Source organism: Fibrobacter sp. UBA2449 (assembly GCF_002342555.1).
GTDB lineage: Bacteria > Fibrobacterota > Fibrobacteria > Fibrobacterales > Fibrobacteraceae > Fibrobacter.
Genome location: NZ_DDQF01000013.1, coordinates 1 through 24,237 on the forward strand (window position 1 = coordinate 1; position 24,237 = coordinate 24,237).

At 54.2% G+C, this 24,237-nt stretch carries 20 protein-coding genes and 1 pseudogene; 11 read left to right on the top strand and 10 right to left on the bottom strand.

The window, feature by feature from the left end; translation table 11 throughout:
- Positions 1-116: 116 nt before the first annotated feature.
- Positions 117-650, bottom strand: a complete 534-nt coding sequence (locus B4B27_RS09030) for a peptidylprolyl isomerase (RefSeq protein WP_290725825.1) — start codon at positions 648-650, stop codon at positions 117-119.
- A 140-nt stretch (positions 651-790) separates the two neighbouring features.
- On the opposite strand from B4B27_RS09030, the gene lepA reads away from it, so the two are divergent.
- Both lepA and B4B27_RS09040 read left to right on the top strand, forming a co-directional pair.
- Positions 791-2,611 (top strand): translation elongation factor 4, encoded by a 1,821-nt coding sequence (lepA, locus tag B4B27_RS09035; RefSeq protein WP_290725828.1) that lies wholly within the window; start codon positions 791-793, stop codon positions 2,609-2,611.
- A 29-nt stretch (positions 2,612-2,640) separates the two neighbouring features.
- Positions 2,641-3,597 carry a S26 family signal peptidase gene (locus tag B4B27_RS09040; RefSeq protein WP_290725831.1) on the top strand — a complete coding sequence of 319 codons (957 nt, stop codon included), beginning with the start codon at positions 2,641-2,643 and terminating at the stop codon, positions 3,595-3,597.
- A gap of 6 nt (positions 3,598-3,603) precedes the next feature.
- On the opposite strand, the gene B4B27_RS09045 is transcribed toward B4B27_RS09040, so the two are convergent.
- Positions 3,604-3,801, bottom strand: a complete 198-nt coding sequence (locus B4B27_RS09045) for a hypothetical protein (RefSeq protein ID WP_173366266.1) — start codon at positions 3,799-3,801, stop codon at positions 3,604-3,606.
- Positions 3,802-3,937: 136 nt separating this feature from the next.
- On the opposite strand from B4B27_RS09045, the gene B4B27_RS09050 reads away from it, so the two are divergent.
- Complete coding sequence (locus tag B4B27_RS09050) at positions 3,938-4,714, top strand: TatD family hydrolase (protein WP_290725834.1); 777 nt, start codon at positions 3,938-3,940, stop codon at positions 4,712-4,714.
- 12 nt (positions 4,715-4,726) lie between these two features.
- Here the strand turns inward: B4B27_RS09050 and mfd are convergent, their stop codons facing one another.
- Both mfd and B4B27_RS09060 read right to left on the bottom strand, forming a co-directional pair.
- Positions 4,727-8,116, bottom strand: a complete 3,390-nt coding sequence (mfd, locus tag B4B27_RS09055; RefSeq protein ID WP_290725837.1) for a transcription-repair coupling factor — start codon at positions 8,114-8,116, stop codon at positions 4,727-4,729.
- 12 nt (positions 8,117-8,128) lie between these two features.
- The gene (locus B4B27_RS09060; RefSeq protein WP_173366263.1) at positions 8,129-8,716 is read right to left on the bottom strand and encodes a viroplasmin family protein; all 588 of its coding nucleotides are present in this window, start codon (positions 8,714-8,716) and stop codon (positions 8,129-8,131) included.
- A 41-nt stretch (positions 8,717-8,757) separates the two neighbouring features.
- On the opposite strand from B4B27_RS09060, the gene B4B27_RS09065 reads away from it, so the two are divergent.
- From B4B27_RS09065 to nifJ, 7 genes and pseudogenes are all read left to right on the top strand, one after another.
- On the top strand, positions 8,758-9,309 hold the full coding sequence (locus B4B27_RS09065) for a hypothetical protein (protein ID WP_173366262.1): 552 nt from the start codon (positions 8,758-8,760) through the stop codon (positions 9,307-9,309).
- A complete protein-coding gene (locus tag B4B27_RS09070) occupies positions 9,306-10,172 on the top strand; it encodes a PHP domain-containing protein (RefSeq protein WP_173366261.1) in 867 nt (288 codons plus the stop codon). Before B4B27_RS09065 ends, B4B27_RS09070 begins: the two co-directional genes overlap by 4 nt.
- Positions 10,173-10,218: 46 nt before the next feature.
- Positions 10,219-12,189 (top strand): hypothetical protein, encoded by a 1,971-nt coding sequence (locus B4B27_RS09075; protein WP_290725840.1) that lies wholly within the window; start codon positions 10,219-10,221, stop codon positions 12,187-12,189.
- A 27-nt stretch (positions 12,190-12,216) separates the two neighbouring features.
- Positions 12,217-12,462 (top strand): hypothetical protein, encoded by a 246-nt coding sequence (locus B4B27_RS09080; RefSeq protein ID WP_290725842.1) that lies wholly within the window; start codon positions 12,217-12,219, stop codon positions 12,460-12,462.
- Positions 12,462-13,142, top strand: coding sequence for a MauE/DoxX family redox-associated membrane protein (locus B4B27_RS09085; RefSeq protein WP_290725844.1), 681 nt, complete (start codon positions 12,462-12,464; stop codon positions 13,140-13,142). The genes B4B27_RS09080 and B4B27_RS09085 overlap by 1 nt, the downstream gene beginning before the upstream one ends.
- A 30-nt stretch (positions 13,143-13,172) precedes the next feature.
- A pseudogene (locus B4B27_RS14655) lies at positions 13,173-13,361 on the top strand (adenine phosphoribosyltransferase); the annotation flags it as partial.
- 187 nt (positions 13,362-13,548) lie between these two features.
- Positions 13,549-17,118: a pyruvate:ferredoxin (flavodoxin) oxidoreductase gene (nifJ, locus tag B4B27_RS09090; protein ID WP_290725846.1), complete on the top strand. Its 3,570-nt coding sequence runs from the start codon at positions 13,549-13,551 to the stop codon at positions 17,116-17,118.
- Positions 17,119-17,245: 127 nt separating this feature from the next.
- On the opposite strand, the gene B4B27_RS09095 is transcribed toward nifJ, so the two are convergent.
- Together B4B27_RS09095 and B4B27_RS09100 are read right to left on the bottom strand one after the other, a co-directional pair.
- Positions 17,246-17,524 carry a type II toxin-antitoxin system YafQ family toxin gene (locus tag B4B27_RS09095; RefSeq protein ID WP_290725847.1) on the bottom strand — a complete coding sequence of 93 codons (279 nt, stop codon included), beginning with the start codon at positions 17,522-17,524 and terminating at the stop codon, positions 17,246-17,248.
- On the bottom strand, positions 17,524-17,757 hold the full coding sequence (locus B4B27_RS09100) for a hypothetical protein (RefSeq protein ID WP_218587597.1): 234 nt from the start codon (positions 17,755-17,757) through the stop codon (positions 17,524-17,526). The genes B4B27_RS09095 and B4B27_RS09100 overlap by 1 nt, the downstream gene beginning before the upstream one ends.
- Before the next feature lie 507 nt (positions 17,758-18,264).
- On the opposite strand from B4B27_RS09100, the gene B4B27_RS09105 reads away from it, so the two are divergent.
- Positions 18,265-20,352 (top strand): FISUMP domain-containing protein, encoded by a 2,088-nt coding sequence (locus tag B4B27_RS09105; RefSeq protein ID WP_290725849.1) that lies wholly within the window; start codon positions 18,265-18,267, stop codon positions 20,350-20,352.
- A gap of 285 nt (positions 20,353-20,637) precedes the next feature.
- Here B4B27_RS09105 and B4B27_RS09110 read toward each other — a convergent pair whose 3' ends face one another.
- The 4 genes from B4B27_RS09110 to B4B27_RS09125 form a co-directional block, all read right to left on the bottom strand.
- Positions 20,638-21,093, bottom strand: coding sequence for a V-type ATP synthase subunit K (locus tag B4B27_RS09110; RefSeq protein ID WP_072799628.1), 456 nt, complete (start codon positions 21,091-21,093; stop codon positions 20,638-20,640).
- Between the two features lie 18 nt (positions 21,094-21,111).
- Complete coding sequence (locus B4B27_RS09115) at positions 21,112-21,549, bottom strand: V-type ATP synthase subunit K (RefSeq protein ID WP_290725855.1); 438 nt, start codon at positions 21,547-21,549, stop codon at positions 21,112-21,114.
- Between the two features lie 130 nt (positions 21,550-21,679).
- Positions 21,680-23,608, bottom strand: coding sequence for a V-type ATP synthase subunit I (locus B4B27_RS09120; protein ID WP_290725857.1), 1,929 nt, complete (start codon positions 23,606-23,608; stop codon positions 21,680-21,682).
- Positions 23,605-24,237: a V-type ATP synthase subunit D gene (locus tag B4B27_RS09125; protein WP_088627880.1), complete on the bottom strand. Its 633-nt coding sequence runs from the start codon at positions 24,235-24,237 to the stop codon at positions 23,605-23,607. The genes B4B27_RS09120 and B4B27_RS09125 overlap by 4 nt, the downstream gene beginning before the upstream one ends.

Genomic DNA, 24,237 nt, shown 5'->3' on the forward strand with positions numbered 1-24,237 from the left:
TTCGCGGGGGCGGGCTTCTTTGCGGGAGCGGCCTTCTTCGCAGGGGCGGGCTTCTTTGCGGGAGCAGCCTTCGCCGCCGGTTTCTTTGCGCTGGACACTTTCTTGGAACTCATAGGTTACTTCTTTTCCACGATTTTGATGTTAATAATGGGATCGTAAGGTTCGATGCGGCAGACGACATCTTCGCCGCTAATCACCTTGCCAAAAACGGTGTGCTTGCCATCCAGATGATGCTGGGGCATCTGCGTAATGAAGAACTGTGAACCGGCCGTGTTCGGGCCGCGGTTCGCCATCGAAATCACGGCCTTCTCGTGCAGGAGATCGTTCTTTTCGTCGTCGATGGTATAGCCGGGGCCACCCTGGCCGTTACCTTCGGGGTCTCCCCCCTGGATCATGAATCCGTTGATGACGCGATGGAACATGAGACCGTCGTAAAAACCTTTCTGCGCAAGGTCGACAAAGTTTGCGACCGTATTCGGGGCGGCCTTGAAGTCGAGGTCAACGACGATTACACCCTCGTGGGTCGTAATAGTCGCCTCGATGGAGGTGATGCCGGAATAATCCTTGTTAAAGACCTTCCCTTCGGCAAAGGAAAGCCCGACCCCGCACAGGAGAACGAGGACCGACATAATAGACTTGAAACTTTTCATGCTTACTCTATGTTTATCGTCATGGACTTTATTTTTGTCAACGGGAATATAGTTAATTTTTTCATATCGGACCAAGCGGCGCTTCGGGAAAAGCGGTGAAATTTCTATATTTGAGGTCAAAATTAAAGAAAAGACTCTCTATGCCGCAAAACGACAATATCCGAAATTTCAGCATCATCGCCCATATCGACCATGGCAAGTCGACGCTTGCCGACCGCATGATAGAACTGACGAAGACCGTCGCGAAAAACGAGATGACGAACCAGCTCCTGGACGACATGGACCTGGAGCGCGAACGCGGCATCACCATCAAGGCGCACGCCATCCGCATGGTATACGAGAAAGACGGCAAGGAATACATCCTGAACATGATCGACACGCCGGGGCACGTGGACTTCACGTACGAAGTGAGCCGCTCGCTCGCCGCATGCGAAGGCGCCATCCTCGTGGTGGACGCAAGCCAGGGCATCGAGGCGCAGACGCTTTCTAACCTCTACCTCGCCATCGAAAACGACCTCACGATTATCCCGGTACTCAACAAGGTGGACCTGCCGGGCGCACAGCCCGACCACGTGGCCGAACTCGTGGGCGACCTCCTGGGCTACGACCCCGACAAGATTCCGCGCATCTCCGCGAAAACGGGCCTCAACGTGGAACAGGTGCTCGACAAGATCGTGGACGAAATTCCGGCCCCCACGGGCGACAGCGGAAAACCGCTCAAGGCACTGATTTTCGACTCGGTATACGATTCCTACCGCGGTGTCATCAATTACATCCGCATCGTAGAAGGTTCGCTCAGGGCGGGCATGAAAATCCGCATGATGAAGACCGGCGGCGAATACATGGTGACCGAGGTCGGCACGTTCAGCATGCGCCGCGACCCGCGCGACGAACTTTCCGAAGGCATGGTGGGCTACGTGCTCGCGAACGTGAAGACCATCAGCGACGTGAAAATCGGCGACACGCTTACCGATGCCGCAAACCCCGCCACAGAGCCTCTCCCGGGCTACAAGGACATCTTGCCGATGATCTATTCCGGCATCTACCCCATCAACCCGGAAGACTACAAGGACTTGCGCGAGGCTCTCGAAAAACTCCGCCTCAACGATTCCGCCATCAGTTGGGAACCGGAAACCTCCGAAGCATTGGGCTTTGGCTTCCGCACTGGGTTCCTCGGGCTCTTGCACATGGAAATCGTACAGGAACGCCTCGACCGCGAATTCAACGTCGACATCATCACGACCGTGCCGAACGTGGAATACCACGTGTACATGAGCGACGGCACGATGGTTAAAATCGAGAGCCCCTCCAAGCTCCCCGATGCAAGCCGTTACGACCACATCGAAGAACCCTACGTGAAGGCGCAAATCTTTACGCCCAAGGAATACGTGGGTGCGCTCATGACGCTCTGCGATGAGAAGCGCGGCGAGTTCGAGACGATGGAATACATCGACGAGGCGAAGGTGATTCTCAAGTACGATTTGCCGCTCGCCGAAATCATGTTCGACTTCTACGACCGCCTGAAATCCGTGAGCCGCGGCTATGCAGGCCTCGACTATGCGCCGAGCGAATACCGCAGGAACAACCTCGTGAAGCTCGACATATTGCTGAACGGCGACCCGGTGGATGCGTTCTCCGTGATTATCCACAAGGACAAGGCGCACACCTACGCGAACGCCATCTGCGTAAAGCTCAAGGACCTGATTCCGCGCCAGCAGTTCGACGTGGCCATCCAGGGCGCCATCGGCGGCAAGATTATCAGCCGTTCTACCGTGAAGGCGGTCAGGAAGGACGTGCTCGCCAAGTGCTACGGCGGCGACATCACCCGCAAGCGCAAACTCCTCGAAAAGCAGAAGGAAGGCAAGAAGCGCATGAAGAGCATCGGCTCGGTGGAAGTGCCGCAGAAGGCGTTCCTCGCCGTGCTTTCGCTCAGCGACGATTCCAGCAGCAGCGGCGAATAAGGTTCCAGCGCAAGCGTTTTGAACAAACTATGTCTAAGTTGAAGAACAAGGTAAAATCGCTCCATCGCAAGAATTCCAAGGGAAGGGTCGCGATGCTCGTCCTTGTTCTCATTTCGGCATTCGTGCTCGCCATGGCCGCACGCTTCTACATTTTCGAGCCGCTCCAACTGCACGACAACTCGATGTACCCCCGCCACAAGGACCGCGAAATCCTCTGGATGTGCAAACTCCCCGGCTGCATCGACCGCATCGGCTACAACGATATCGTCTGGGCCAGGCTCCGCAACGGAGAAACGCTTGTCCGCAAGGTCATCGCGCTTCCCGGAGACAAGGTCGATTTTTCCGATAACGGCCGGGTCAAGACACCCCACGGAAAATTCAAGTGGAGCGAGGAGACCGCTTTCATCCAGAACAGGCAGGTCCACATCCCGCGCAAGGGAGACACGCTGCATATCGCGCAGCTGAACGACGTGGAAGAAGACTACATGATCAACCTGCTTATTGAGCAGGGCGAAGAGTTTTTTGTAAAGACCACGCTATGGCAGGGGGACCGCGAAATCGGGATCGAACGCGTCGGCGCGGCCAAGCTCGGAAACAGGCAAGTGAGCCTTCAGGAAATCGACTTTTTGCCGTGGCAGGACCGCTACCTGCTCGAGCAGCAGATTTTCCATTCGGAACCCGGGAACGCTCCCATCCAGATGCGCAGGGAATTCCTCCGCAAGTCGGATTCCACACGCATCGAGAGCATCGTCGTCCGCGAAGACTGCTTCTTCCTCGCCTGCGAAAAGGGAGCTTTCTGCCTCGACAGTCGCGAAACAGGCTACTTTACCAGGAGTCACCTTCTTGGACGCTACGTGAAGGAACCGAGGCAAGCCATCAATGCGGTAAAGAATTTCGTTTCTAAAATCCTTTTGCCATCCAAGGTCAAGAAAACAAAAGAGGCCGCGCAGCCCAATGGCGATGCGCAGCCCGAAAAGGCGAAATAGATAACGCTACAGGCCCTTGCGTTCCAAGTCTAGCAGGAGACCCTGCAAGGAATCTTCCACAGAATCACGGAAATTGGCGGCACCAAGGCTGCAGCTGGCGACAACCTCCCCTTCCTTGGAAATACGGATGACGGCATAGCCGTTCTCGTTGGAAAAAGTGACGCTAAGGCCTTTCTTCAAAGCTTTTTCGAGCAGGTCGCGCATAGAGACTCCTTTATATCTTACGTTCTAAGGATACAGATTCTGTAAAAGGCGGGAACAAGCCCCGCGCCCCTTAAACTAGACTTTTGAGGGCAAAAAAACAAGCACTTTTTTCAAAATTTCGTATTTTATTGGGAAAATGCCGATTTTTGACTCACATTTGCACCTGGCGAGGCTCCCTCAGCCCCTGAAATTGGCCGCAGAACTGCACAGACGCGGCTACCGGTACACCGCCGTGGCATGCGAGCCGTGGGAATGGGAGGCCCTCGACAGGATATGGGCCGAAGCCTCCGGAGCCGGTTGGCTCGATGGATGCGGACGCGCCTACGGAATCCACCCGATGATTGCATCCGAATTTGCAGAAGCCGCGAACCCAAATTTCGAAAAAAAACTCGCGGAACTGCGCCGGCTGCTGGAGAGCGATCCGAACGCACAAGTCGGAGAAGCGGGACTCGACAAGCGCTATGCGGGCTATGAACCGGGCGGAGCGCAAGAGGATGTCTTTCGTAGGCAGGCGGAAATGGCGCTCGAATTAGGGCGCGACCTGCAAATCCATTGCGTGGGCGACTACGGACGCATCATCAGGGTGTTGCGCGAAGCCGGGTTTGGCGTTAAACGGCCGCACCCCATATTCCACAGGTTCGGAGGCGATGCGGGCATCGTGAAGGCAGGTCTTTCGCTGGGCGCGTTATTCTCCATCCACGCGGATACACTCCGCAAGAAGGCGACGCGGGAAGCGCTCGCGCTTATACCGCGGGCGAATCTCCTTTTCGAAACCGATGCCGACGAAACGTTTATCGAAACGCTTGTCGCCACGCGCGGGCCAAAAGACGATGTCACGCCGCAAGAAGTCGCCGTAATGCTCGAGGAAACGCTAAAAGAAGTTTCCTCAAGATTCTCGCCTGCGCGAGAATGACGAAAATTACTCCTAGTTCAGGATATTCGTGTCCTGGAAGAGCGGGTTGGAAGGTTCCGCCTTCGCGGGCGTCAGCGTGATGTCAGAAAAATTACGGAAGAGCTCCGCGATTTTATCGGCCATTTTCTCCGCGGGCGCTGCACCCAGTTCGAATACCGCCTGCAAGGGCGAAGTTCCCACGTAGCGCATGGGACACGTGCTCTTCCCGGCAATTTCGCCAAGCACACGCGTCTCGATGGGCGGGAACTCCACGAATGTCGCCACCAGGATTCCCTTGCGCTGCTGCAATCCCTGAATGCGGAGGCGACCGGCAAGGAGCCCGATCTCGGTGACAAGCAAAAGCATCTTCGCTGGCACAGGCAACTCGCCGAAGCGGTCCGCCAGTTCCTGCCGGATATTCTCGACTTCCTGGGAACTCGAAATGCGCGCAATACGCTGGTACATTCCGATTCGCGTAAGACCGTCCTGGATGTAGTCCTCGGGAAGGTAGGCATCCACACCAATCTCCACACGCGGCTGCACGGGCTTTTCTGTCGTTCCGCCCCGAAGCTGTTGCACCGCCTCGCGCACCAAGCGCACGTAAGTTTCGAAACCGACCTCGGCAATAAATCCGTGCTGTTCCTCGCCAAGCAAGTTCCCCGCGCCACGGATTTCGAGGTCGCGCATCGCAAGCTGGTATCCGCTTCCGAGGTCGCTGAACTGTTCCAGGGCCTTGAGGCGGCGCATGGATTCGGGCGAGACTTCCCCGCGCACGGGCGTCACAAGGAATGCCTTCGCAAGCACATCGCTTCGGCCGACGCGGCCACGCATCTGGTAAAGCTGGCTGATGCCGAAATGGTGCGCGTTCATGATGATAATCGTATTGGCGTTCGGCACATCGAGCCCGGACTCGATGATACTCGTACTCACGAGGATATCGAACTCGCGCGAAAGGAAGCTCTCCATCACGCGTTCCAGGTCGCGGTCGTTCATCTGCCCGTGGGCCACCGCCACGCGGGCTTCCGGCACCCAGGATTCCACTTCCTCGGCAAGGGCATTGATATTCTGCACGCGGTCTTTGACAACGAAAACCTGGCCGCCCCGCGCAAGCTCGTCACGTACGGCGGCGGCAAGCACCACATCGTCGCGCTTCATGAGCTTGGTCTCTACGGGCAAACGGTTCATCGGCGGCGTGTTGATAAGCGAAATGTCGCGCACGCCCGTCATGCTCAAATGTAACGACCGCGGAATCGGAGTCGCACTCATGCTGAGCGTATCCACCGACATGCGCATTTCACGCAGCTTTTCCTTCTGCTTCACGCCGAACTTCTGTTCCTCGTCTATCACGAGCAGGCCAAGGTCCTTGAACTGGTTCTTATCGCTCAGGAGCGCATGCGTCCCCACGACAATGTCGATTTTCCCTTCGGAAATCTGCTTGAAGATTTCCTTTTTCTCCTTCGCGGTCTTGTATCGATTCACAAGGGCGATGTTCACCGGGAACGCGGCAAAACGGTCCTTGAAATTCTCGTAGTGCTGGGCGGCAAGGATTGTCGTCGGGACAAGAATCGCCGCCTGTTTCTTTGCCGAGATGCACTTGAAAACAGCACGCATGGCAACTTCGGTCTTTCCGAAGCCCACATCACCGCACACAAGGCGGTCCATGGGCTTCCCGTCTTCCATGTCGCGCTTGATTTCGGCCGTAGCCTTCACCTGGTCCGGCGTCGGATCATATTCAAACGCGTCCTCGAATTCGCGCTGCAGCTGGCCGTCCTGCGGAAAATGGAACCCAGGCACGAGTTCACGCTTCGCATAGAGTTCCACGAGGTCGCGCGCTATCTTGACGACCTTCTCCTTCACACGCTTCTTGAGCGTTTCCCAGTGCTTGCTTCCCAGACGGTCGAGCTTAGGGATTTCGCCCTCGCGCGGATCCAGCCGCTCGATTTTCTGCAAGTCCGAAACAGGGAACTTGAGACGGTCCCCGCCGTCGTATTCCAGGAGGGCGCAGTCGACAAGGCCCCCGTTCACTTCTACGCGCACAAGTCCGAGGTAGCGGCCGACACCGTGGTCCTCGTGAGCAACTAGGTCCCCGCGGTTCAAGGATTCGACCATCAGGGCAGCCGTCACGGAGCCCGAAATCTGGCGCTTGCGCGACTTTGTTGCATGGCGGTTGAAAATGCGGGTTTCCGTCAGGAAGGCCACCTTGTCCGTATCGAGCCAGAATCCCTCCGTCAGGTTACCGACAAAATAATCTTCTATCGGCAAGCCTTCAAAAACATGCTTCAACCGGGAAAGCGCACCTGGTGTCGGGGCAATCACATATACTTCGCCACCGCCCGCGCAAAAATCCTCAATCTTCCTTGCAACTTCTTCCGTCCCTGCACTTGCAAAATCCTGCGGGCGGGATTCAACCTTGAACCAGTTCGAAGCATCCGTTTCGGCTTGGGTTATATCGAGCGAGGCATGTCCCGGAAAGCGCATGGAAAGTTCACCGAACTTCCACCATATCGCATTCGGAGGAACCGTGTCGACAACCGAAGTGCGCAAATCCTCGAACGCGTCCCCATAGTTCTGGACAAGGCGCGAAGCCGACTCCGAAAGCGCCGAAAGATTCTCGAAAACAAGGGATGCGCCCGGAAGATAGTCGAGCAGGCTGGAATCAAGCTTCTCGTAAAGGGAACGCTTCCACCAGAGCCCCGCACGCTCGTTGCCGAGCTTGAGCAATTCCGATTCTCCCAGGGTCCATTCTCCCATCGGGTAGAGCGACACACGGTCCATATTCTCCACAGAACGCTGGGTAAAGATGTCGAAACTGCGAATGGATTCAATTTCATCGCCAAAAAACTCGATTCGAATCGGATGCGGGTACAAGAAGCAGTTCACGTCCACGATGCAGCCGCGGATGGAGAATTCCCCAACCGAACTCACGACCGGCTGCTCCGTAAACCCATGGTCCAAGAACCACGGGCGCAGCGACGAAGGTTCAAGGACATCGCCCGTCTTGAGCGTGCGCATGCCGTGCGCAAGGCCTCCGGGAGCCGGAAGCTTCGCCAAGAGCGCATCGAGCGGGCTCACGGCGACTATGGGCTTCTGTGGATTGCCAGCATCCCTGAAAAAGCGGAGGCGTTCTTCGAGAACCCCCTCGAAGGGTTCCTTCTGCTCGTAAGGCTTGAGGCCGATGGACGGGAAAAAACGTACAAATTCATCGCCTACAAGCGTGCGGAGGTTTTCCATCCACGATTCGGCGCTCTTGAAATCGCGCGCGACAACCAGAACCGGTCCCGGATTATCGAAAAAGCGCTTCGCCACCATCATGGAAGCGATCGGCACCGTCGCGCCACAAACATGGAGCGCCTCTTTACCCGCATCCGCAAAAAGCGAAAGCGACGGGATTCGAGAATCTTGAATAAATTCCTGGAAAGTCATACTGCGCCGGCCCTAGCCCTGCCTCTTCAATTTTTCGACAGCCTCTTTCGCTAGTTTATCTACAAGTTCGTTCCACTTGACGCCCGTATGCGCAGCCACTTTCTCGAACTTTACGCGGAAAAGGAAGGGCTGCACGGCTTTCACGTATTGCTGGGCGATACTGCTTTTCGCCTTCCACTCCCCCCTCGCCCATCGAGCGATTCCCTCGTAGTCATGGCACAATGTTGCATACTTGTCGTTCAAGTCCAGCCAGCGCATCGCCTGGTAAGACGCCATACATTCGCCATCGATATTCCGGCTTTCGGCCGCAAAGGCCGTATGCCCCGAGCCGCGGGCAATTTCGTTCCCGTCTTCTACAACAACAAAGGCCCAGCCCGCCTTGTCACAGCCCGGCATAAAGGAGCCGTCGACATAGATTCTGAGGCCCCTGGGTTCCTCCGCTTCGACGCCATCTATCCAAGCCTGAGCTTCGGGACGCGAAGAGAATGACTTGTACTTGAGCCCCTTCTCTCCACGGACTATTTTTTCGCACGCATCCCACGTATCGACGATTTGTCCCCCGTCTGGGCGCTTGATTGCATAGAATTTCTGTTTCGGCATGGGCACAAATTTATATATTTTGACGAAAAATTGGAGTTAACTTGAAGCCATCGCCATATTTTGTAGACCAGTTTCGCTTTTTCTTCAAACGGTTCTCGAGCAGGGATTCGCTGTTCAAGTGGTTCCTGAAAAAAGCGGGCGACGACTCTCAGGCGTTCAACTTTCCCGATGCGCTCAAGGATCACCCCAAGACGCTCGTGTTCCTGCCACGCGATATGGAAAGTTCGGCAGCATTCCTGCACAAGATGCCGCAGGCATGGTTCGAAAACGTTCTGTTCGTCGCCCATGAATCGCTCCATGCGCTCATATCGGCAAAGCGTTCGCATGCCATCTACTATAGCGACACGGAATGCCGCTACGGCGAACGCGTTTTCGACGAGATTTTCCAGAAAATTCACGAATTTGCCCCCACGGTCTGCATTTACCTCGGGCAGGAATTCCTTCCCAGGCTCTACCTCGCAAAGACAAGCGGGGCCGCATGCCGCATCGGGTTCAACTGCGAATCCCTATACCCGTTCCTCAACCTGAGCCTCCACCCGGAACAATCCAGCGAGGCCGAGCTTATCGCACGGTACTACGGAGTCACCAAGTGATTCGGGGAACGATCATCACCGAAAAAGGCGGATACGCAGACCTGCATCTGCACACGCGCCTTTCCGACGGGACCCTCTCTGTCGAGGAGCTCCTGGCCCTGTGCAAGCGCAAGGGGCTTCGCTGCATCTCCATCACGGACCACGACAACCTGGATTCCTACAAGATAGCCGAAGGGCCCGCCCACGACATCGGGCTCGAAATCATCCCGGGAATCGAGATTTCGGCCGTTTGGCAAGGCAAGGACATCCACATCCTCGGCTACTTCTGCGATCCGACGAACCTCGCCCTGAACATGGAACTCGAAGATTTCGCAAAGCAGCGCATTGCGCGCGTAAAGGCGATTATCAAGAAGTTGAACGCGCTCGGCATCGACATTACCTACGAGAAGGTCCATTCCTACTGCAAGGGAAAAGTCATCGGGCGCCCGCATATCGCCATGTCGATGGTGGACGAAGAATACATCGGCAACTTCGCCGAAGCCTTCACCAAGTACCTCGGAGACGGATGTGTCGCCTTCGTCGAAAAGAAGGGGCTCAACCCGCAGCAGACCATCCGCCTCATCGAAAACGCGGGAGGCATCGCCGTGCTTGCCCACCCCTACAAGTCCGGGCTCTCCGACGAATTCATCGAGAACATGGTGGAATGGGGAATCAAGGGAATCGAGGTCTACAGTCCCGCGCAAAAGGGCGCCGTCGGCCGCAAGTACAAGGAAATGGCGGTCCGCTACGGCCTCGTGGGCACCGGCGGTTCCGACTTCCATACCGAAGGCGGCGCCTACCCTCCCGGCTGCATGAAAATGCCCTACACTGTCGTGCAGGCGCTCAAGGAATGCCGCGAAAAATCACGCGCAGAATGGTTCTAGAATGAAGTCCTGTCGCGCACTCGCAATAGTATTCTCCTTTCTTGCCATGTTCGCCGCAACTGCAAGCGCACAAGTCTTGCAGCCTACGCAATATTCCCTCCCCTCAAGGCAGGATTCCATAAAAACGGTCCCCGACCGCATCGACGCACAAGTCCGCGAAAACGACGCCGGACGCTTCGGCATCGTCCATTCCGAAGTCATGGAACGGCTCTACGACGTCTCGGGGCAGAAATCCGAATGGCTGCTCGGGACCTCCATCCTCGGCGCTCCGGAACTGGACCCGACCGCCCTGGGAATGGCAAGCACGAGCAAACGCTACCCGGCCATGCTCTCGGGAATCTACACCACACGCCTCGGGTTCGACCCGTCGCGGCTCTCGCTCAACGGCGAAAACGGGATCCTCTTCGAAGAACGCCACGGCATTCCCGTCGACACCCCCGTCACCGACCTCGCCTGGGAACGCGGGGCCTTCGGCGGAAACGCGCTGCATCTCGATTTCAGGAGGCTCGTCACCGATTCCATCACGCTCGACTTCGGCCTGCAAAGCCGTTCGAACAAGGATTCCAAGGAATACGACTACCAGAACGTCACGAGTTCGCCCTATTTCGCTCTCGGACGCGACTCTTCGAGCATTCCCTTCACCGGGCGCAACATCGCCGCCAACACGATGCATATCCAGCCCATCCTCACATGGAAATTCGGGCTCGGCAAGGCGTTCTTCAAGATGAATTTTCTCTCGCTCAAGAACGCCGACAACACAAGCTACAAGGTGCTGCTCGATTCGCTCGACCTGACCAAGCGCACCTTCCAGAAGCCCTACTACACCATCGAGGAGAGGGCCGTCACCTACGGCGGAGGAATCGAGATCTCCCCCATCAAGAAACTGACCCTTTCAACAAGTTTCCATTACGGGTCGCACGAAATCAAGGAAGATTCGCTCCCCCAGGTTTCGTTCGGGACCAAGATAGTCAGGGATACGCTCGGAAACGAAAGCGAAGACAGCCTCTACTACGACACCCGGCACGGCTACACCTACAACACCGTGCTCGGCGACGCGGCCATCCGCTATGCGACATTCCTCAATCCGGCCATCCGCTTCCAGTACGAATTCGTGAATACCGACGAAAAGCGCGATGACCTCGAGATTTCCAAGACCTACTACCAGGACCGAGAAATTGGATACGGGGAAATCTCCGACACGCTCCGTTTTGCATTCTTCCGTGTGCAGGCGGGCATGCAGCGCAACAGTTCGCTCATGGACCACGTCGATTTCGCACCCGCCTACTCCGCCGACGCCACCTTTAACCTGCCCTTCCACCTGAAGCTCAACGCGATGTTGCGGCACGACAACAAGTTTCCCGACATGAAGGAACTCAAGCTTCACGAAACAGGACGATTCTCGTTCCCGAACGAGGACCTGAAATTCGAGAAGAGGAACCGGCAGGCCGCTACCCTCGGATGGTATTCCCGCGAAGTATTCTATGGCATCGGTCTACGCCACGAAAGCGCAGAGAACCTGATGAAACAGCGCTGGGTGCTTGGCGAAGGCATGGAAAGCGTCAATAGCGCATTCCAGTGGACCAACCTCGACGAAGCTTCCACGCTGGACTGGCTGTTCAAAGTCGGCTTCAGGCTCGGGAACTGGAAATTTTACCTGGAACGAGGGCAAATCCTCGACCGCGACAAGCGCGTTCTCGACGTCCAGGAGCTCTACTACAAGGGTTCCATCCACTGGCAAAACCGGTTCGTCCGCGACAGGCTCGGCGTGAGCGTCCGCGTGGACTGGCAGTGGTTCGGCAAGCATTACGACTGCACCATCAACGAGGAAGGCCTCCCGGAACTCGAAACGATGGAAAAATACCTCGCGCTCGATTTCGAAGCCCGCATGCAGATTCTTTCGTTTGAGCTCTACAGCCGCATCGAGAACTTCAACCACAGCATCTACATGCCCGCTTCCGGCTACACGCCCGAGGGGTTGCGGTTCGCCTACGGCATTGTCTGGAGTTTCGGAAATTAACATCCACCTTTTTTGTATATTAGCGCTATGAAGTTTTTCGAATTCATCACCTCCGTCCTAATGCTCTGCGTGTCGGCAATCTGCATTCCGCTTGCGCTTGCCTTCAGTGCCGCCAAGGCCTACGCGAAAAAACTCAACTGGGTCGTCCTCATCGGCATCGCCGTCTTCTGCATCGTCCTCGCCATCGTGAACAACATCCGCGTGGGCGAAGGCAAGTCCGTCGATTGGATTGGCACCCAGGACGTGATGGAAAAGCCCGCGGAGGTCCTGTAATGAAACGTACAATCGCTTCCGCAATCCTCTTCGCCATCGCGACATTCTTTATCGCTTTCGGCATCGCCGAAATCAGTTTCCCCGAGAGTTTCCTCACCTTCACTGACCACGAATGGCTTCTCGAAATCTGGCCCAAGGCTTACCGCTACAACATGCACTTCGGAATCGGGGCCTGCGCCGTATGCGGCCTTCTCCTCATTCCCGCCTACAGGCTCCAGAAGGATTTCGCCATCCGCATGCTCGAAACGCTCTGCCGCATAGGCATCGGCGGGATGTTCATCTTCGCATCCATTTTCAAGATCCAGGATCCGCACCAGTTCGCGACCCTCGTCGCGCAATACCAGTTCTTCTCCGCCCTTCACCTCGATTTCGTCAACAACTTCTTTGCGCTAGTTTATCCGCAATTCGAGCTCTGGTTCGGGCTCGCGATGATCGTATCCCCGTTCGTCCGCGAATCAGCGTTCGCCATCTTCTGGATGTTCGTGAGCTTCATCATCGCGCTCGCTTGGGCTCTGTGGAACGACCTCGGCATCACCTGCGGCTGCTTCGAACTCGAAGGCGCCCAGGACAAGGCCGAAGCCTGGACTAGCCTCATCCGCGACCTCATCCTCATCTGGCCCACGTTCTGGCTTGCCACCCGCAAGAACAAGAGTCTTATCGGCATATGGCGCAAGAAGTAAAAGAAGCCGCGAAAAAAAGTCGAGGACTATATCATTTCCGTTCCGGACTTTCCGAAACCGGGAATCCTGTTCCATGACATCACGGGCATCCTGAACGATACCGACGGCCTGAAGCTCCCGCGCGAGACTGTCGGAGTCTCCTATGACCTGGAATACGGGAGCGCGAGCATCGAAGTCCACAAGGATGCCGTAAGGCCCGGGCAAAAGGTCGTCATCATAGGCTAGCCAAATACACGTAAAAGCGAAAATACACTCCGATTTAGGAATTTTTTCAAAAAAAATTTCCTTTTTACCCCCCAATCTTTATATTTTTTCCATTGGATTTTTGCGCCACGGGTGTGGTACCACATGCCCGGGGTGTATATGATCAGATTTTTTCGAAAAAACCTAAAAATTGGAGACACACATGGCAAAAAAGATGATTGCGTGTGATGGTAACGAGGCCACCGCTAGCGTAGCGTTTGCTGTTAGCGAAGTTGCGGCTATTTACCCGATTACACCGTCTAGTCCTATGGCTGAGCACGCCGACAACTGGAGTGCTGCAGGCAAGAAGAATATTTGGGGACAGGTTCCCCGCGTGTTTGAAATGCAGTCCGAAGGTGGCGCTGCCGGTACCGTTCACGGTGCTCTGCAGGCCGGTGCCCTCACCACGACCTTCACCGCTTCCCAGGGTCTTCTCTTGATGATCCCGAACATGTACAAGATTGCGGGCGAACTGACCCCCACAGTCTTCCATGTGACTGCCCGTGCCCTTGCCATGCAGGGCCTTTCTATTTTCGGAGACCATTCCGACGTGATGGCCTGCCGCCAGACCGGTTTCGCCATGCTCGCCTCCAGCTGCGTGCAGGAATGCCAGGACCTCGCTCTCGTGGCCCACGCTTCCACTCTCGAAAGCCGCGTTCCGTTTATGCACTTCTTCGACGGTTTCCGCACCTCCCACGAAGTGATGAAGATCGAAGCTCTCGAAGACGGCGTTATCCGTAACGTCATCGACGAAAAGTATGTGAAGGCTTGCCGTGAACGCTGCCTCACTCCGGACCGCCCGACCATGCGCGGTACCGCACAGAACCCGGACGTCTACTTCCAGGGCCGCGAAACGGTGAACCCGTTCTACGCCAAGGTTCCGGAAATTGTCCAGAAGTACATGGACAAGGTCGCGAGCTACACCGGCCGTCAGTACCACATTGTCGATTACGTCGGTGCACCCGACGCCGAACGCGTGATTATTTCCATGGGTTCTTCGACCTGCACCATCGGTGACACTGTCAAGTACCTCAACGGGAAGGGCGAAAAGGTCGGTCTCGTGAACATTCGCCTCTACCGTCCGTTCCCGATGGAAGCTGTCGTTGCAGCCCTCCCGAAGACTGTCAAGAAGATTGCCGTCCTCGACCGCTGCAAGGAACCGGGTTCCGCTGGCGAACCGCTCTTCCAGGACGCCCTGACCGCAATCAGCGAAGCCGTGATGGCTGGCAAGATGGCTATGCCGAAGATGATCGGCGGCCGCTACGGTCTCTCTTCCAAGGAATTCACCCCGGCTATGGTCAAGGCCATCTACGACGAACTCGCCAAGGCCGACCCGAAGGCTCGCTTCACCGTCGGTATCAACGACGACGTCTGCCACACGAGCCTCACCATCGACCCGAACTTCAAGCTGGAAAGCGACTTCTTCCAGGCCATGTTCTTCGGTCTGGGTTCCGACGGTACCGTGGGTGCCAACAAGAACTCCATCAAGATTATCGGTAACGAAACCGACAACTACGCCCAGGGCTACTTCGTCTATGACTCCAAGAAGTCCGGCTCCATGACCACCTCTCACCTCCGCTTCGGTAAGAGCATCATCGACGCCCCGTACCTGATTGGCGAAAACGAAGCCGACTTCGTGGCATGCCACCACACTCCGCACCTGGAATCCGTGAACATGCTGAAGTACGCGAAGGATGGCGCAACCTTCCTCGTGAATACTCCGCATTCCGCCGACACCGTGTGGGATACCTTCCCGCGTCCGGTGCAGGAAGAAATCATCAAGAAGCACCTCAAGGTGTACGTGATCGACGCCTACGCCGTTGCCGCGAAGACCGGCATGGGCCGCCGCATCAACACCGTGATGCAGACCTGCTTCTTCTCTAAGCTCGGTAACGTGCTCGATGCCGAAACCGCCATCAAGTACATCAAGAAGTACGCCGAAAAGACTTACGCCAAGAAGGGGCAGGAAGTGGTCCAGAAGAACTGGGACGCTATCGATGCTTCTCTTGCTAACCTGTTCGAAGTCAAGGTTCCTGCTACTGTCACCAGCAAGAAGGAATTCCGCGCTCCGATCCACGGCGACGCTCCGAAGTTCGTGAACGAAGTCACCGCAGAAATCATCAAGGGCAACGGCGAACTCCTCCCCGTTTCCAAGATGCCTTGCGACGGTGTGTTCCCGACCGGTACCACCAAGTACGAAAAGCGCGACCTCGCCCTCAACATCCCGTCCTGGAATCCGGACGCTTGCGTGCAGTGCGGCAAGTGCGCCATGGTCTGCCCGCATGCAGCCATCCGCGTGAAGGTCGTTGACGAATCCGCAGTGAAGAACGCTCCGGAAGGCTTCAAGTACACCCCGGCCAAGGGCTTCAAGCTCGAAGGTTCCGACAAGCCGGTGTTCGCTATTTCCGTGTCCAGCTACGACTGTACGGGTTGCGGCGTCTGTACGCAGGCCTGTATCGGTAAGGACAAGACCGACGAGACCAAGAAGGCCATCAACATGGTGCCGCAGGAACCCATCAAGGTCCAGGAAGGCAAGTGCTGGGACTTCTTCGTCGATCTCCCGGAATTCGACCGCACCAAGGTCAACAAGAACCTCGTCAAGCAGGCCATGCTCCTCGAACCGCTGTTCGAATTCTCCGGAAGCTGCGCAGGCTGCGGCGAAACCGCTTACGTGCGTCTCGTTTCTCAGCTCTTCGGCGACCGCATGGTTGTCGCGAACGCTACGGGCTGCTCCTCCATTTACGGCGGTAACCTCCCGACCACTCCGTGGGCAAAGAACAAGGAAGGCCGCGGCCCCGCTTGGGCCAACAGCCTGTTCGAAGACAACGCTGAATTCGGTCTCGGTATGCGCCTCGCTATCACGAAGCATGCCAAGCAGGCTTTGAGCCTCCTCGAAGCCGTGAACGTTCCTGCCGAACTCAAGGAAAAGCTCACGACCCAGGAGCAGAATGACGAAGCCGGCATCAAGGCCCAGCGTGAAAACGTCGCCGCCCTGAAGGCAGCTCTCGCCGGTGCAACCGACGAAGCATCCGTCAGCCTCCGCGACGAATTCGCCGACTACCTCGTGAAGAAGTCCGTGTGGATCTTCGGTGGTGACGGTTGGGCATACGACATCGGTTACGGTGGTCTTGACCACGTGATGGCAACCGGTGAAAACGTGAACATCTGCGTCCTCGATACCGAAGTGTACTCCAACACCGGTGGACAGGCTTCCAAGGCCACGAACCGTGGCGCAGTCGCCCTCTTCGCTGCCGCTGGTAAGCGCGCCGGCAAGAAGGACCTCGGCCTCATCGCCATGAGCTACAAGAACGTTTACGTGGGCCGTATCGCCCTCGGAGCAAACGACGCTCAGGCCCTGAAGGTCCTCCAGGAAGCAGAAGCACACAACGGTCCGTCGCTGATCATCTGCTACTGCCCCTGCATCAACCACGGTTTCGATCTCAACAGCCAGCTTCAGCACCAGAAGATGGCCGTGGATTCCGGTTACTGGACTCTGCTCCGCTACAACCCGGCTCTCGCCGCCGAAGGAAAGGCCCCGCTTATCCTCGACTCCAAGAAGCCGACAATCCCGGTCGCAGAATACATCTACACCGAAAACCGCTACAAGCAGCTCACCCGTAGCAATCCGGAAGTGGCCAAGAAGCTCGCCGACGACCTCCAGAAGGAAGTGGACGCCCGCTATGCCTTCTACGACGCCATGAGCAAGGACACGGAAGGGCTGATCAGCCTGTAATCCGCAACTTGTCATCCCCGGCGCCTGTCCTCGCTTGACGTGGATGACCGGGGATCTCCTTTCAAAATTAAAGACGAGTGAAGAATTTCTTCACCCGTCTTTTTTTTTCATCAATTTGTTGGCTGTTTTACTTCTTGAACAAGTCCGAATGCGTTCCTGTTCTTGTCAAGTACAAAATCAGACTTTCTTGTGCGATTTCGTAAATCAGCAACCAGTCTGGCTCAATATGACATTCCCTGCAACCACTGAACTTGCCTGATAAGGAATGATCGCGGTTGGACTCGGGCAGCGTTTCTCCAGCGGCAAGTTTCTTGATGACATCGGTCATCTTCTGTATGTCATAGCCACGTTTTTGAATAAGTTTAAGGTCTTTCTTAAACTGCTTGGTAGGCTTGACAGAATACATTACGCGAGCAGCTCCTGCATCATCGTATCGACATCCGTATAGGATTTGCCCTTAGACGGATCAGCCTTCATCTCTTCCACTTCGCGAAGGGCCGCCTTGGTCTCTTCATTCAAATCGTCTTGGGAACTTTCCTTCTCAAAACGGAACAATATGAAATCGAAGAATTCATCGACTTCATCAAAACTGTCTTCAGGCAGCGTTCGCAATTTTTGTTCTAGAAGTTCCAAGGACATAAACAACCCCTTTCAAGGACTATTCTTCTCCAAATATACTTTTTTCGTGCCGCAGATGCAAGCAACGGTTATGTTCATTCGGTATTGCGATACTAGAATATTGAAGAAAATGCTCTTTTTTGAAGAAATTTCCGGTAGTAACGGAGCTATTTAAAGTTATTTATGTTATTTTTAAAACGTAAAAGAGTTTTTGCTTTTGTTCTCCAAACGGAATCCAGACACTTCCAAATACACGAGGACAAGGCGAACGCTCACGCAGGTATGCCGTTTTCGGCATATCTCGGTTTGTCGTGTCAGCTATTCAGCTGATTTATGGTCGTATCGACCAATGGCAACAGCCCTTTTGGGGCGTGGGTCGTTTGTGTTTATCGTGTAGAGGCAGACTGGAGCCCCGTTTGGATAAATGCGACGATCTACGCCTTTTTTTTGTTTCCTTACAAAATCGGTATCGCGCTTTCTAGGCCGAAAAAGGCGAAACTCCAAGGAATTTAACCGATGGAGGCTGTTGTGGCTAAAATAATGAATGTAGGCTTGATTTCGTTGTTAATGATGCTTTTGGCGTTATCGTTTGCCGTAGCTGGTGAAATTCACCCAGGTCTAAAAAACGCAATTGACAACGGCGATTACAAGATGGCGAAAAATCTTGTAGCAAAAGTTGGTGTAAAAGATATTTACTGTCCGGCATCATTAAGTGTAAAAGAGGCAGAAAACATTTATTCCTCAATCTTGCAAAAGAACCCACTCGCAATAGTAAATGGGGATGGAGAAAACGTATTCTATGAACCAGAATTTAATGTTAAATATGCTGAAGCAAAGTGTAATGGGAAACTAGCTATAGATAATGAAATTTGCACACAATGGCGAAAAAGATCTTACGACACGTCCTATGAATTGTTCAGCAAATGGTTTGAAGAAGAAAAGGGCTTATGTTTGAATGCGGAAACAATGGAGCAATGTGAGTGGTTTGCTTGGGAATCAAAATTGGATAAACGTATGGAAATCTTTAGACAAGTTGAAAAAAAGAAATTGATTAGTTATGATAGGATGATTGAAAGAGACACAATGGTCCATAAACCTATTCCTAAGGGAGAATGTTTGAATAATCTTAAAGAATATGAAAAGAGTCAGAAAGTCATAATTGGTGCGAAAAAGAATGCGACGGGTTGGTATAGTTTTCCTTTTGACGCATGCTACTTTGACAGAACAATGAAAAATATTGATGTCTGTATTGACAAATTAAGAAAGGCTGTAAAGAAAGCCGAAGATGAGTGTAAAAGAGGGCTTGCAACGAGAGATGAAAAAAAGAAAATCAAAAGAAAGGAGAAAATTTTCCCGTTGAAAAATGTTATGGAAGATACAAAAGCTGAAATGCTGAAAAAAAAGTGGTATCAGATGGATGAAAAATGGGTGGAGGACTTTCTTTTTCTCGCAAAACACGTGGGAAAAGAAGATGAAAAAGAAATTATAGATGAAATAAAGAAAGAGTACTCTTTGCAAGGTGATTTAGGAATTTCTTATTTGGTAAGAAGTTGTAAAGTGTATCCATCTATAGACAAAAAAATAAAAAAAATCCTTGGTGTTGAATTATTTTCTTGCAGTCACATTATTGCCAAATACCAGCCACTGGGTGCACAATGTGATGCTTCTAATGCAAGCTGGATGCTAAAATCAGGTTATACTTTAAATAGCAAAGATTCGTCAGATGCAATTATTGTTTGTGATAAAAAAACAGGCCGGTATCGGCTTCCAGACAAATACGAATCCATTAGTCAGGAAATTTGTGAAAATCCAGAATCTAGTTGGGCCAAGACATACGGAAGTGGAAGTAAGGCTACTACACTTGTATGTGATAAAAAATTAGGCAGATTTAGAGAATCTGTTTACCCAGAATTCGTTGCAGGACTATGTACCAAGGAGTCTGAAAAAAAAGAGTACGTTTGGTTCACTTGCCTAAATGAAAAATGGGAAGACTCGAAGGAAGTCAACACGAAAAATTTGCAATTTGACGTAAATGTTTTGATTAAAGGTGAGGTAAATCCTGATTATATGTACTTTAAGGATTTTAGAGATGGTCAAATATATCGAGCTGTAAAAATAGGTGATCAGATTTGGATGGCTGAAAATTTAAACTATGTAGACAGTTTGTTAAAAAGAAATTGGTGTTATTATCCAAATGATTGTAAAATGTTTGGTCGCCATTATTCATGGCATGATGCAGTAGCTGATGATAAGAAAAATCCTGTCCGCGGAATATGCCCCGAAGGATGGCACATACCTGATACGACCGAATGGAAGACTTTCTTTGCTGCGGTAAATTCCTCGGTTTATTCTATACAAGCGAAAGCTCTTGGTAAGTGGACTAATTCAACGGATGCTACAGGTTTTTCGGTTATTCCTGTTGGGTTCCAATTCTATAGTAACCGTCTAGAAGAACAAGGGTCTGAGACTCATTTCTGGAGTGCGAACGAATGCGACTATAATATAGCTTATGGTAAAGCCCTTTCATGGGTGCTAAAGACAGATCAAGCTTCGTTTGGCTACGATGATAAAATGGACGCAGGAAATTCTGTTCGATGTGTAAAAGATTCTGAATAAAGTGAAATTGTGGCTACTAGTGCCTGATTAACCGATCCGATTGGGTCGGTTTCTTTTTATAAAACGAAAACCATCAACTAAGTTGGAGGTTTTCGATCTATAAGAGGCTGTAAACTAAACTGTGTGTTTGTCTTTATCCATAGGTTTTCTCAATACAATTATACAAAAATAGCGGGGCATAGCCCCGCTATTTTCATTGTTTAGGAGTTCCTTCGACTTCGTTTCCTTCGGCGGTTCGGCAGGCTCACCGACCTTAGGAAACTTCGCTCAGGATGACACTTTGTCCTACGACACGAGCATCATGGAGAACACCATGACGAACAGTGCGACGGTTTCGCCGACGCCGAGCACCATGAGGTAGTTCACCAGGCCCTTGCCAGTTTCGCCGAGGGCGTTGCAGGCGTCCGCAGCGGACTTGCCCACGTACCAGGCAGAGGCCATCATGCCGATGCCACCGAAGATACCGACACCCAGGTATGCAGCCCAGTTGGCCGGAGCCGCCTGGGACTTGTTCAGGATGTACATCATCAGCAACATGCCGTAGATTGTCTGCGCAATCGGCGCGCCCACGAAGATGAGCAGCGTAAACAGCGCGTTCTTACCCTTGAGATACGCCTTCTTCCAGGCCCCGATGGCCGCCATGCCGGCAGTCCCGCAGCCCAGCGCAGAACCCACCGCGGCAAGGCCCAGGGCCGCCACCGCGCCGAGTTTCGCGAGCGTTAAAAGTTGAGCTTGATCCATACGTGTTACCTCGCTGGATTAAAGCACCATCATGGAGAACACGAGAACGAACAGGGCCACGGTTTCCACAATACCGAGCACCATCAGGTAGTTCACCATGCCCTTGCCGGTTTCACCGAGGGCGTCGCAGGCCACAGCGGCGGACTTGCCCTGGTACCAAGCAGAAGCCATCATGCCAAGACCGCCGAAGATACCGGCGCCGAGGCAGCCGCCCCAGTTGGTAAAGCCGTTTTCAGCAGCCTTGCTCAAGATGAAGTTCATGAGCAACATGCCGTAAATCGTCTGGGAAATCGGGGCACCCACGAACACCAGCAAGGTGAAGAGGGCCGACTTGCCCTGGGCATAAGCCTTCTTCCACATGGTGATGGCGGACATACCAGCCGTTCCGCAACCAAGGGCGGAGCCCATTGCCGAAATGCCGAGAGCGGCAGCAGCACCCCTATAATGACCGAACAACCTTTGGTTGTTCTCTCGCCAGCACGACTAGCTTACGCTGAGTCGCTTTCTGGCTCACGGTAGCGAGAGTCACCATTGTATTCGGTTCCATTGTTTTTTCCTCATTAAGTAGCGGGAATCATCCCTTGGTTTAATTTTTCTGCTTGGCGAAGGGCGCGAACGCGAATCCGCTCCATTCCTGGCCAAGTCCATTTGAAAATTCGAGTGTGTTAAGACGTACGGCGTGGACCGCGACGCCCATGACCGCAAGCGCGATATTCAGGCCGTGTACGAAGAGCAGCAAGAAGGCAGCACCGGCGATACCGACAGCGGAGCCGAACAGCGGCGAGAGCATGTCGTTGAACGCCTCGGCGATGGCCGCACCGGACATGCCCACAGCAAACAGACGGATGTAACTGATCACGTCAGTAAAGCTGTTCACCACGTCGAGCACCAGCATCGGGATGCTGATGAAGTCCTGCTTGAGCCTCTTGGGCGGCACGGTAAAGAGCACCAGGAGTACCGCTTCCACGATGAACATCGGGATGACGAACTTCGGCATGTCGATACCGAGCACCATCTGGCAGGCCAGGAAGAACATCACCCAGCAGCCGATGAGCCAGCCCACCTGCGCCATGAACGTGGAATCCTTGCGCTTGATGCGCACGCAGACGTTCCACACGTGAGCGATACTCAGGTGGACCACGGCGATGCAGAAACAGAACAGCTGGATATGCTGCATCTGGGAGGCACCCGCCGCCTTCGGCACGAAGCTATCGGGCAAAATCGTGATCGACTGGGCGAAGGCCTTGTAGGCTTCGAACTTCGCCGGGTCAGTCGGGGCGCTCGTGCGGATCCAGAGCATCGCGTTTTTCAGCGGTTCAGGCAACCAGCCGTAGTTGGTGATGTCCAGGTAATACGTCCACCCCGCAAGCGAGGGGCTAAGCCCCAAGAAGCTCGCGTTGATGACACCCCACACGATGGTGGCGATGCTCATGAGGTAGATAAAGTGGAAACCAGCAGGGCTCGCCTTCGGCATCTTTTTGCGGGCAAAGAGTGCAAGACCGAGGAAGAGCAACCCGTAAGCGGTATCCCCCACAATCATCGCAAAGAAGATGCTAAAGAAGCAAAGGAACACTGCCGACACGTCCACTTCCTTGTACCCCGGCGAAATACCGATGATGTCGTACAGGAACTGCATGGGGCGGCTGAGCTTGCTGTAGGTAAGCAGCGTCGGGATGTCGTCGCCGTCGGCTGGGTCGTCCACCAGGAGGCCCCAGCCGTGCTCGCGGGCGGCCTTCTCGAGTTCGCCCACGCGAGGTGCAGGGCAGAAGCCCTGCACGGCGGCGACGTTCTTGTCGCCCACCATCGAGGCTTCGGCTTCGACCATGCGGTAGTCGTCACCCACTTCGAGGAGCTTGTCCTCGATAGATTCGCGGGCACCCGAAAGTTCACCCAGGCGACGCTCGACGCGGGCAAGCGTTTCCTTGGCTTTCGCTTCCATCTCGCGGTACTCGGCAAGGGATTTGGGCGGCATCGAGAGTTCAGTGAAATTTCCCTTCACAGCCACAGGGGCTTCTCCCCTGCTCACGACAGCCACATACTTGCCGTTTTCATCCTGGCCGAATTCCTCGATAACACCTTCGCCATCGAGTTCGAACGGGATTTTACCGTCATGGAGCTGGTACAGTTTGACATAGATACCCTTCGCCTGCAAGGCAGCTGCCGTTGCGGGGTCCAGGTTCTTGAACATGGAAAGTTTAGAGAGTTCCTCTTCGGCCTGTTCCTTGTCGATTTCTGCCTGCTTGCTTTCGGCAACCAGGTTCTGGATTTCATCGATAAGGCTTGCAGCTGGAGCGGCATCCTTCACGGGAGTCACACCCTTCGGGGCTTTTTCGGGCACCACTTCCAAGGCCTTTTGCACGCGGTTCATTTCGCCGCGGGCCTTGTTCAGCTTGGCGCCTGCAGCAGCCTGCAAGGGCGTGAGGTGCAAAATTTCAAGCGTACGGAGCACCTGAAGCGTTTCCTCAACCGCACTTGCAACCGTCAGCACCGTCACTTTCTTCATAGGAGTAATCATGCGGCGGCCTCCTTCGCGAGTGCATCCTGAGCAGCGGTACGAGCGGTAGCCTTACCCTTCGCAAGCTTGCTGCGGGCAACGCCGGACGTCTGCTGGTCGCCCAGGAAGATGTTGATAACGCGGATATTTTCCTTCGCTTCGGGAATCTTCACCTTTTCGAACAGGTTCACGCGCTGGCTCGTGGTACGCAGTTCCTTCGAGAGGAGCTCGTACTGCTTTTCGAGCACGCGGCGTTCGAGACGCAGCGAAATCAGGCCCTGAAGGCTTCTGATACCGTCGTCCAGCCACACGGGCGTGGTGAAAAAATCCGGAATGGCGATATTAAAGTCTACCCCGTCGTATGTCGGAATCTTCACGCCGGCGATGTTACCTTCGCCCTGGCGCACTTCCTTCACCGACAGGTACTTTGACCATTCGATGGGTTCGGCAAACAGCGAAATCCAGGAAGCCATGCTCTTGCGGAGCTTATCCTCCTCTTCTCGCTTAGCCATCACCCTCTCCTGGAGCGTGCGCATTTCCATCTGCAGTTGCTGCTTTTTCAAGAGCAACGTCGGCAGATAGCGCTGAAAGCGCTTCAATGCGTCGCGTTCCGCCTTGAGGGCGTTTTTAGTTAACTTGACCTTCGCCAT

Excerpts from the sequence above, each read along its gene's own strand:
- mfd (WP_290725837.1), bottom strand. The coding sequence starts at position 8,116 with ATGACTTTCCAGGAATTTATTCAAGATTCTCGAATCCCGTCGCTTTCG.
- B4B27_RS09075 (WP_290725840.1), top strand. The coding sequence starts at position 10,219 with ATGTTCGCCGCAACTGCAAGCGCACAAGTCTTGCAGCCTACGCAATAT.
- B4B27_RS09045 (WP_173366266.1), bottom strand. The coding sequence starts at position 3,801 with ATGCGCGACCTGCTCGAAAAAGCTTTGAAGAAAGGCCTTAGCGTCACT.
- B4B27_RS09050 (WP_290725834.1), top strand. The coding sequence starts at position 3,938 with ATGCCGATTTTTGACTCACATTTGCACCTGGCGAGGCTCCCTCAGCCC.
- B4B27_RS09100 (WP_218587597.1), bottom strand. The coding sequence starts at position 17,757 with ATGTCCTTGGAACTTCTAGAACAAAAATTGCGAACGCTGCCTGAAGAC.
- B4B27_RS09030 (WP_290725825.1), bottom strand. The coding sequence starts at position 650 with ATGAAAAGTTTCAAGTCTATTATGTCGGTCCTCGTTCTCCTGTGCGGG.
- B4B27_RS09095 (WP_290725847.1), bottom strand. The coding sequence starts at position 17,524 with ATGTATTCTGTCAAGCCTACCAAGCAGTTTAAGAAAGACCTTAAACTT.
- B4B27_RS09120 (WP_290725857.1), bottom strand. The coding sequence starts at position 23,608 with ATGATTACTCCTATGAAGAAAGTGACGGTGCTGACGGTTGCAAGTGCG.
- B4B27_RS09110 (WP_072799628.1), bottom strand. The coding sequence starts at position 21,093 with ATGGATCAAGCTCAACTTTTAACGCTCGCGAAACTCGGCGCGGTGGCG.
- B4B27_RS09080 (WP_290725842.1), top strand. The coding sequence starts at position 12,217 with ATGAAGTTTTTCGAATTCATCACCTCCGTCCTAATGCTCTGCGTGTCG.
- B4B27_RS09125 (WP_088627880.1), bottom strand. The coding sequence starts at position 24,237 with ATGGCGAAGGTCAAGTTAACTAAAAACGCCCTCAAGGCGGAACGCGAC.
- B4B27_RS09060 (WP_173366263.1), bottom strand. The coding sequence starts at position 8,716 with ATGCCGAAACAGAAATTCTATGCAATCAAGCGCCCAGACGGGGGACAA.
- lepA (WP_290725828.1), top strand. The coding sequence starts at position 791 with ATGCCGCAAAACGACAATATCCGAAATTTCAGCATCATCGCCCATATC.
- B4B27_RS09040 (WP_290725831.1), top strand. The coding sequence starts at position 2,641 with ATGTCTAAGTTGAAGAACAAGGTAAAATCGCTCCATCGCAAGAATTCC.
- nifJ (WP_290725846.1), top strand. The coding sequence starts at position 13,549 with ATGGCAAAAAAGATGATTGCGTGTGATGGTAACGAGGCCACCGCTAGC.
- B4B27_RS09085 (WP_290725844.1), top strand. The coding sequence starts at position 12,462 with ATGAAACGTACAATCGCTTCCGCAATCCTCTTCGCCATCGCGACATTC.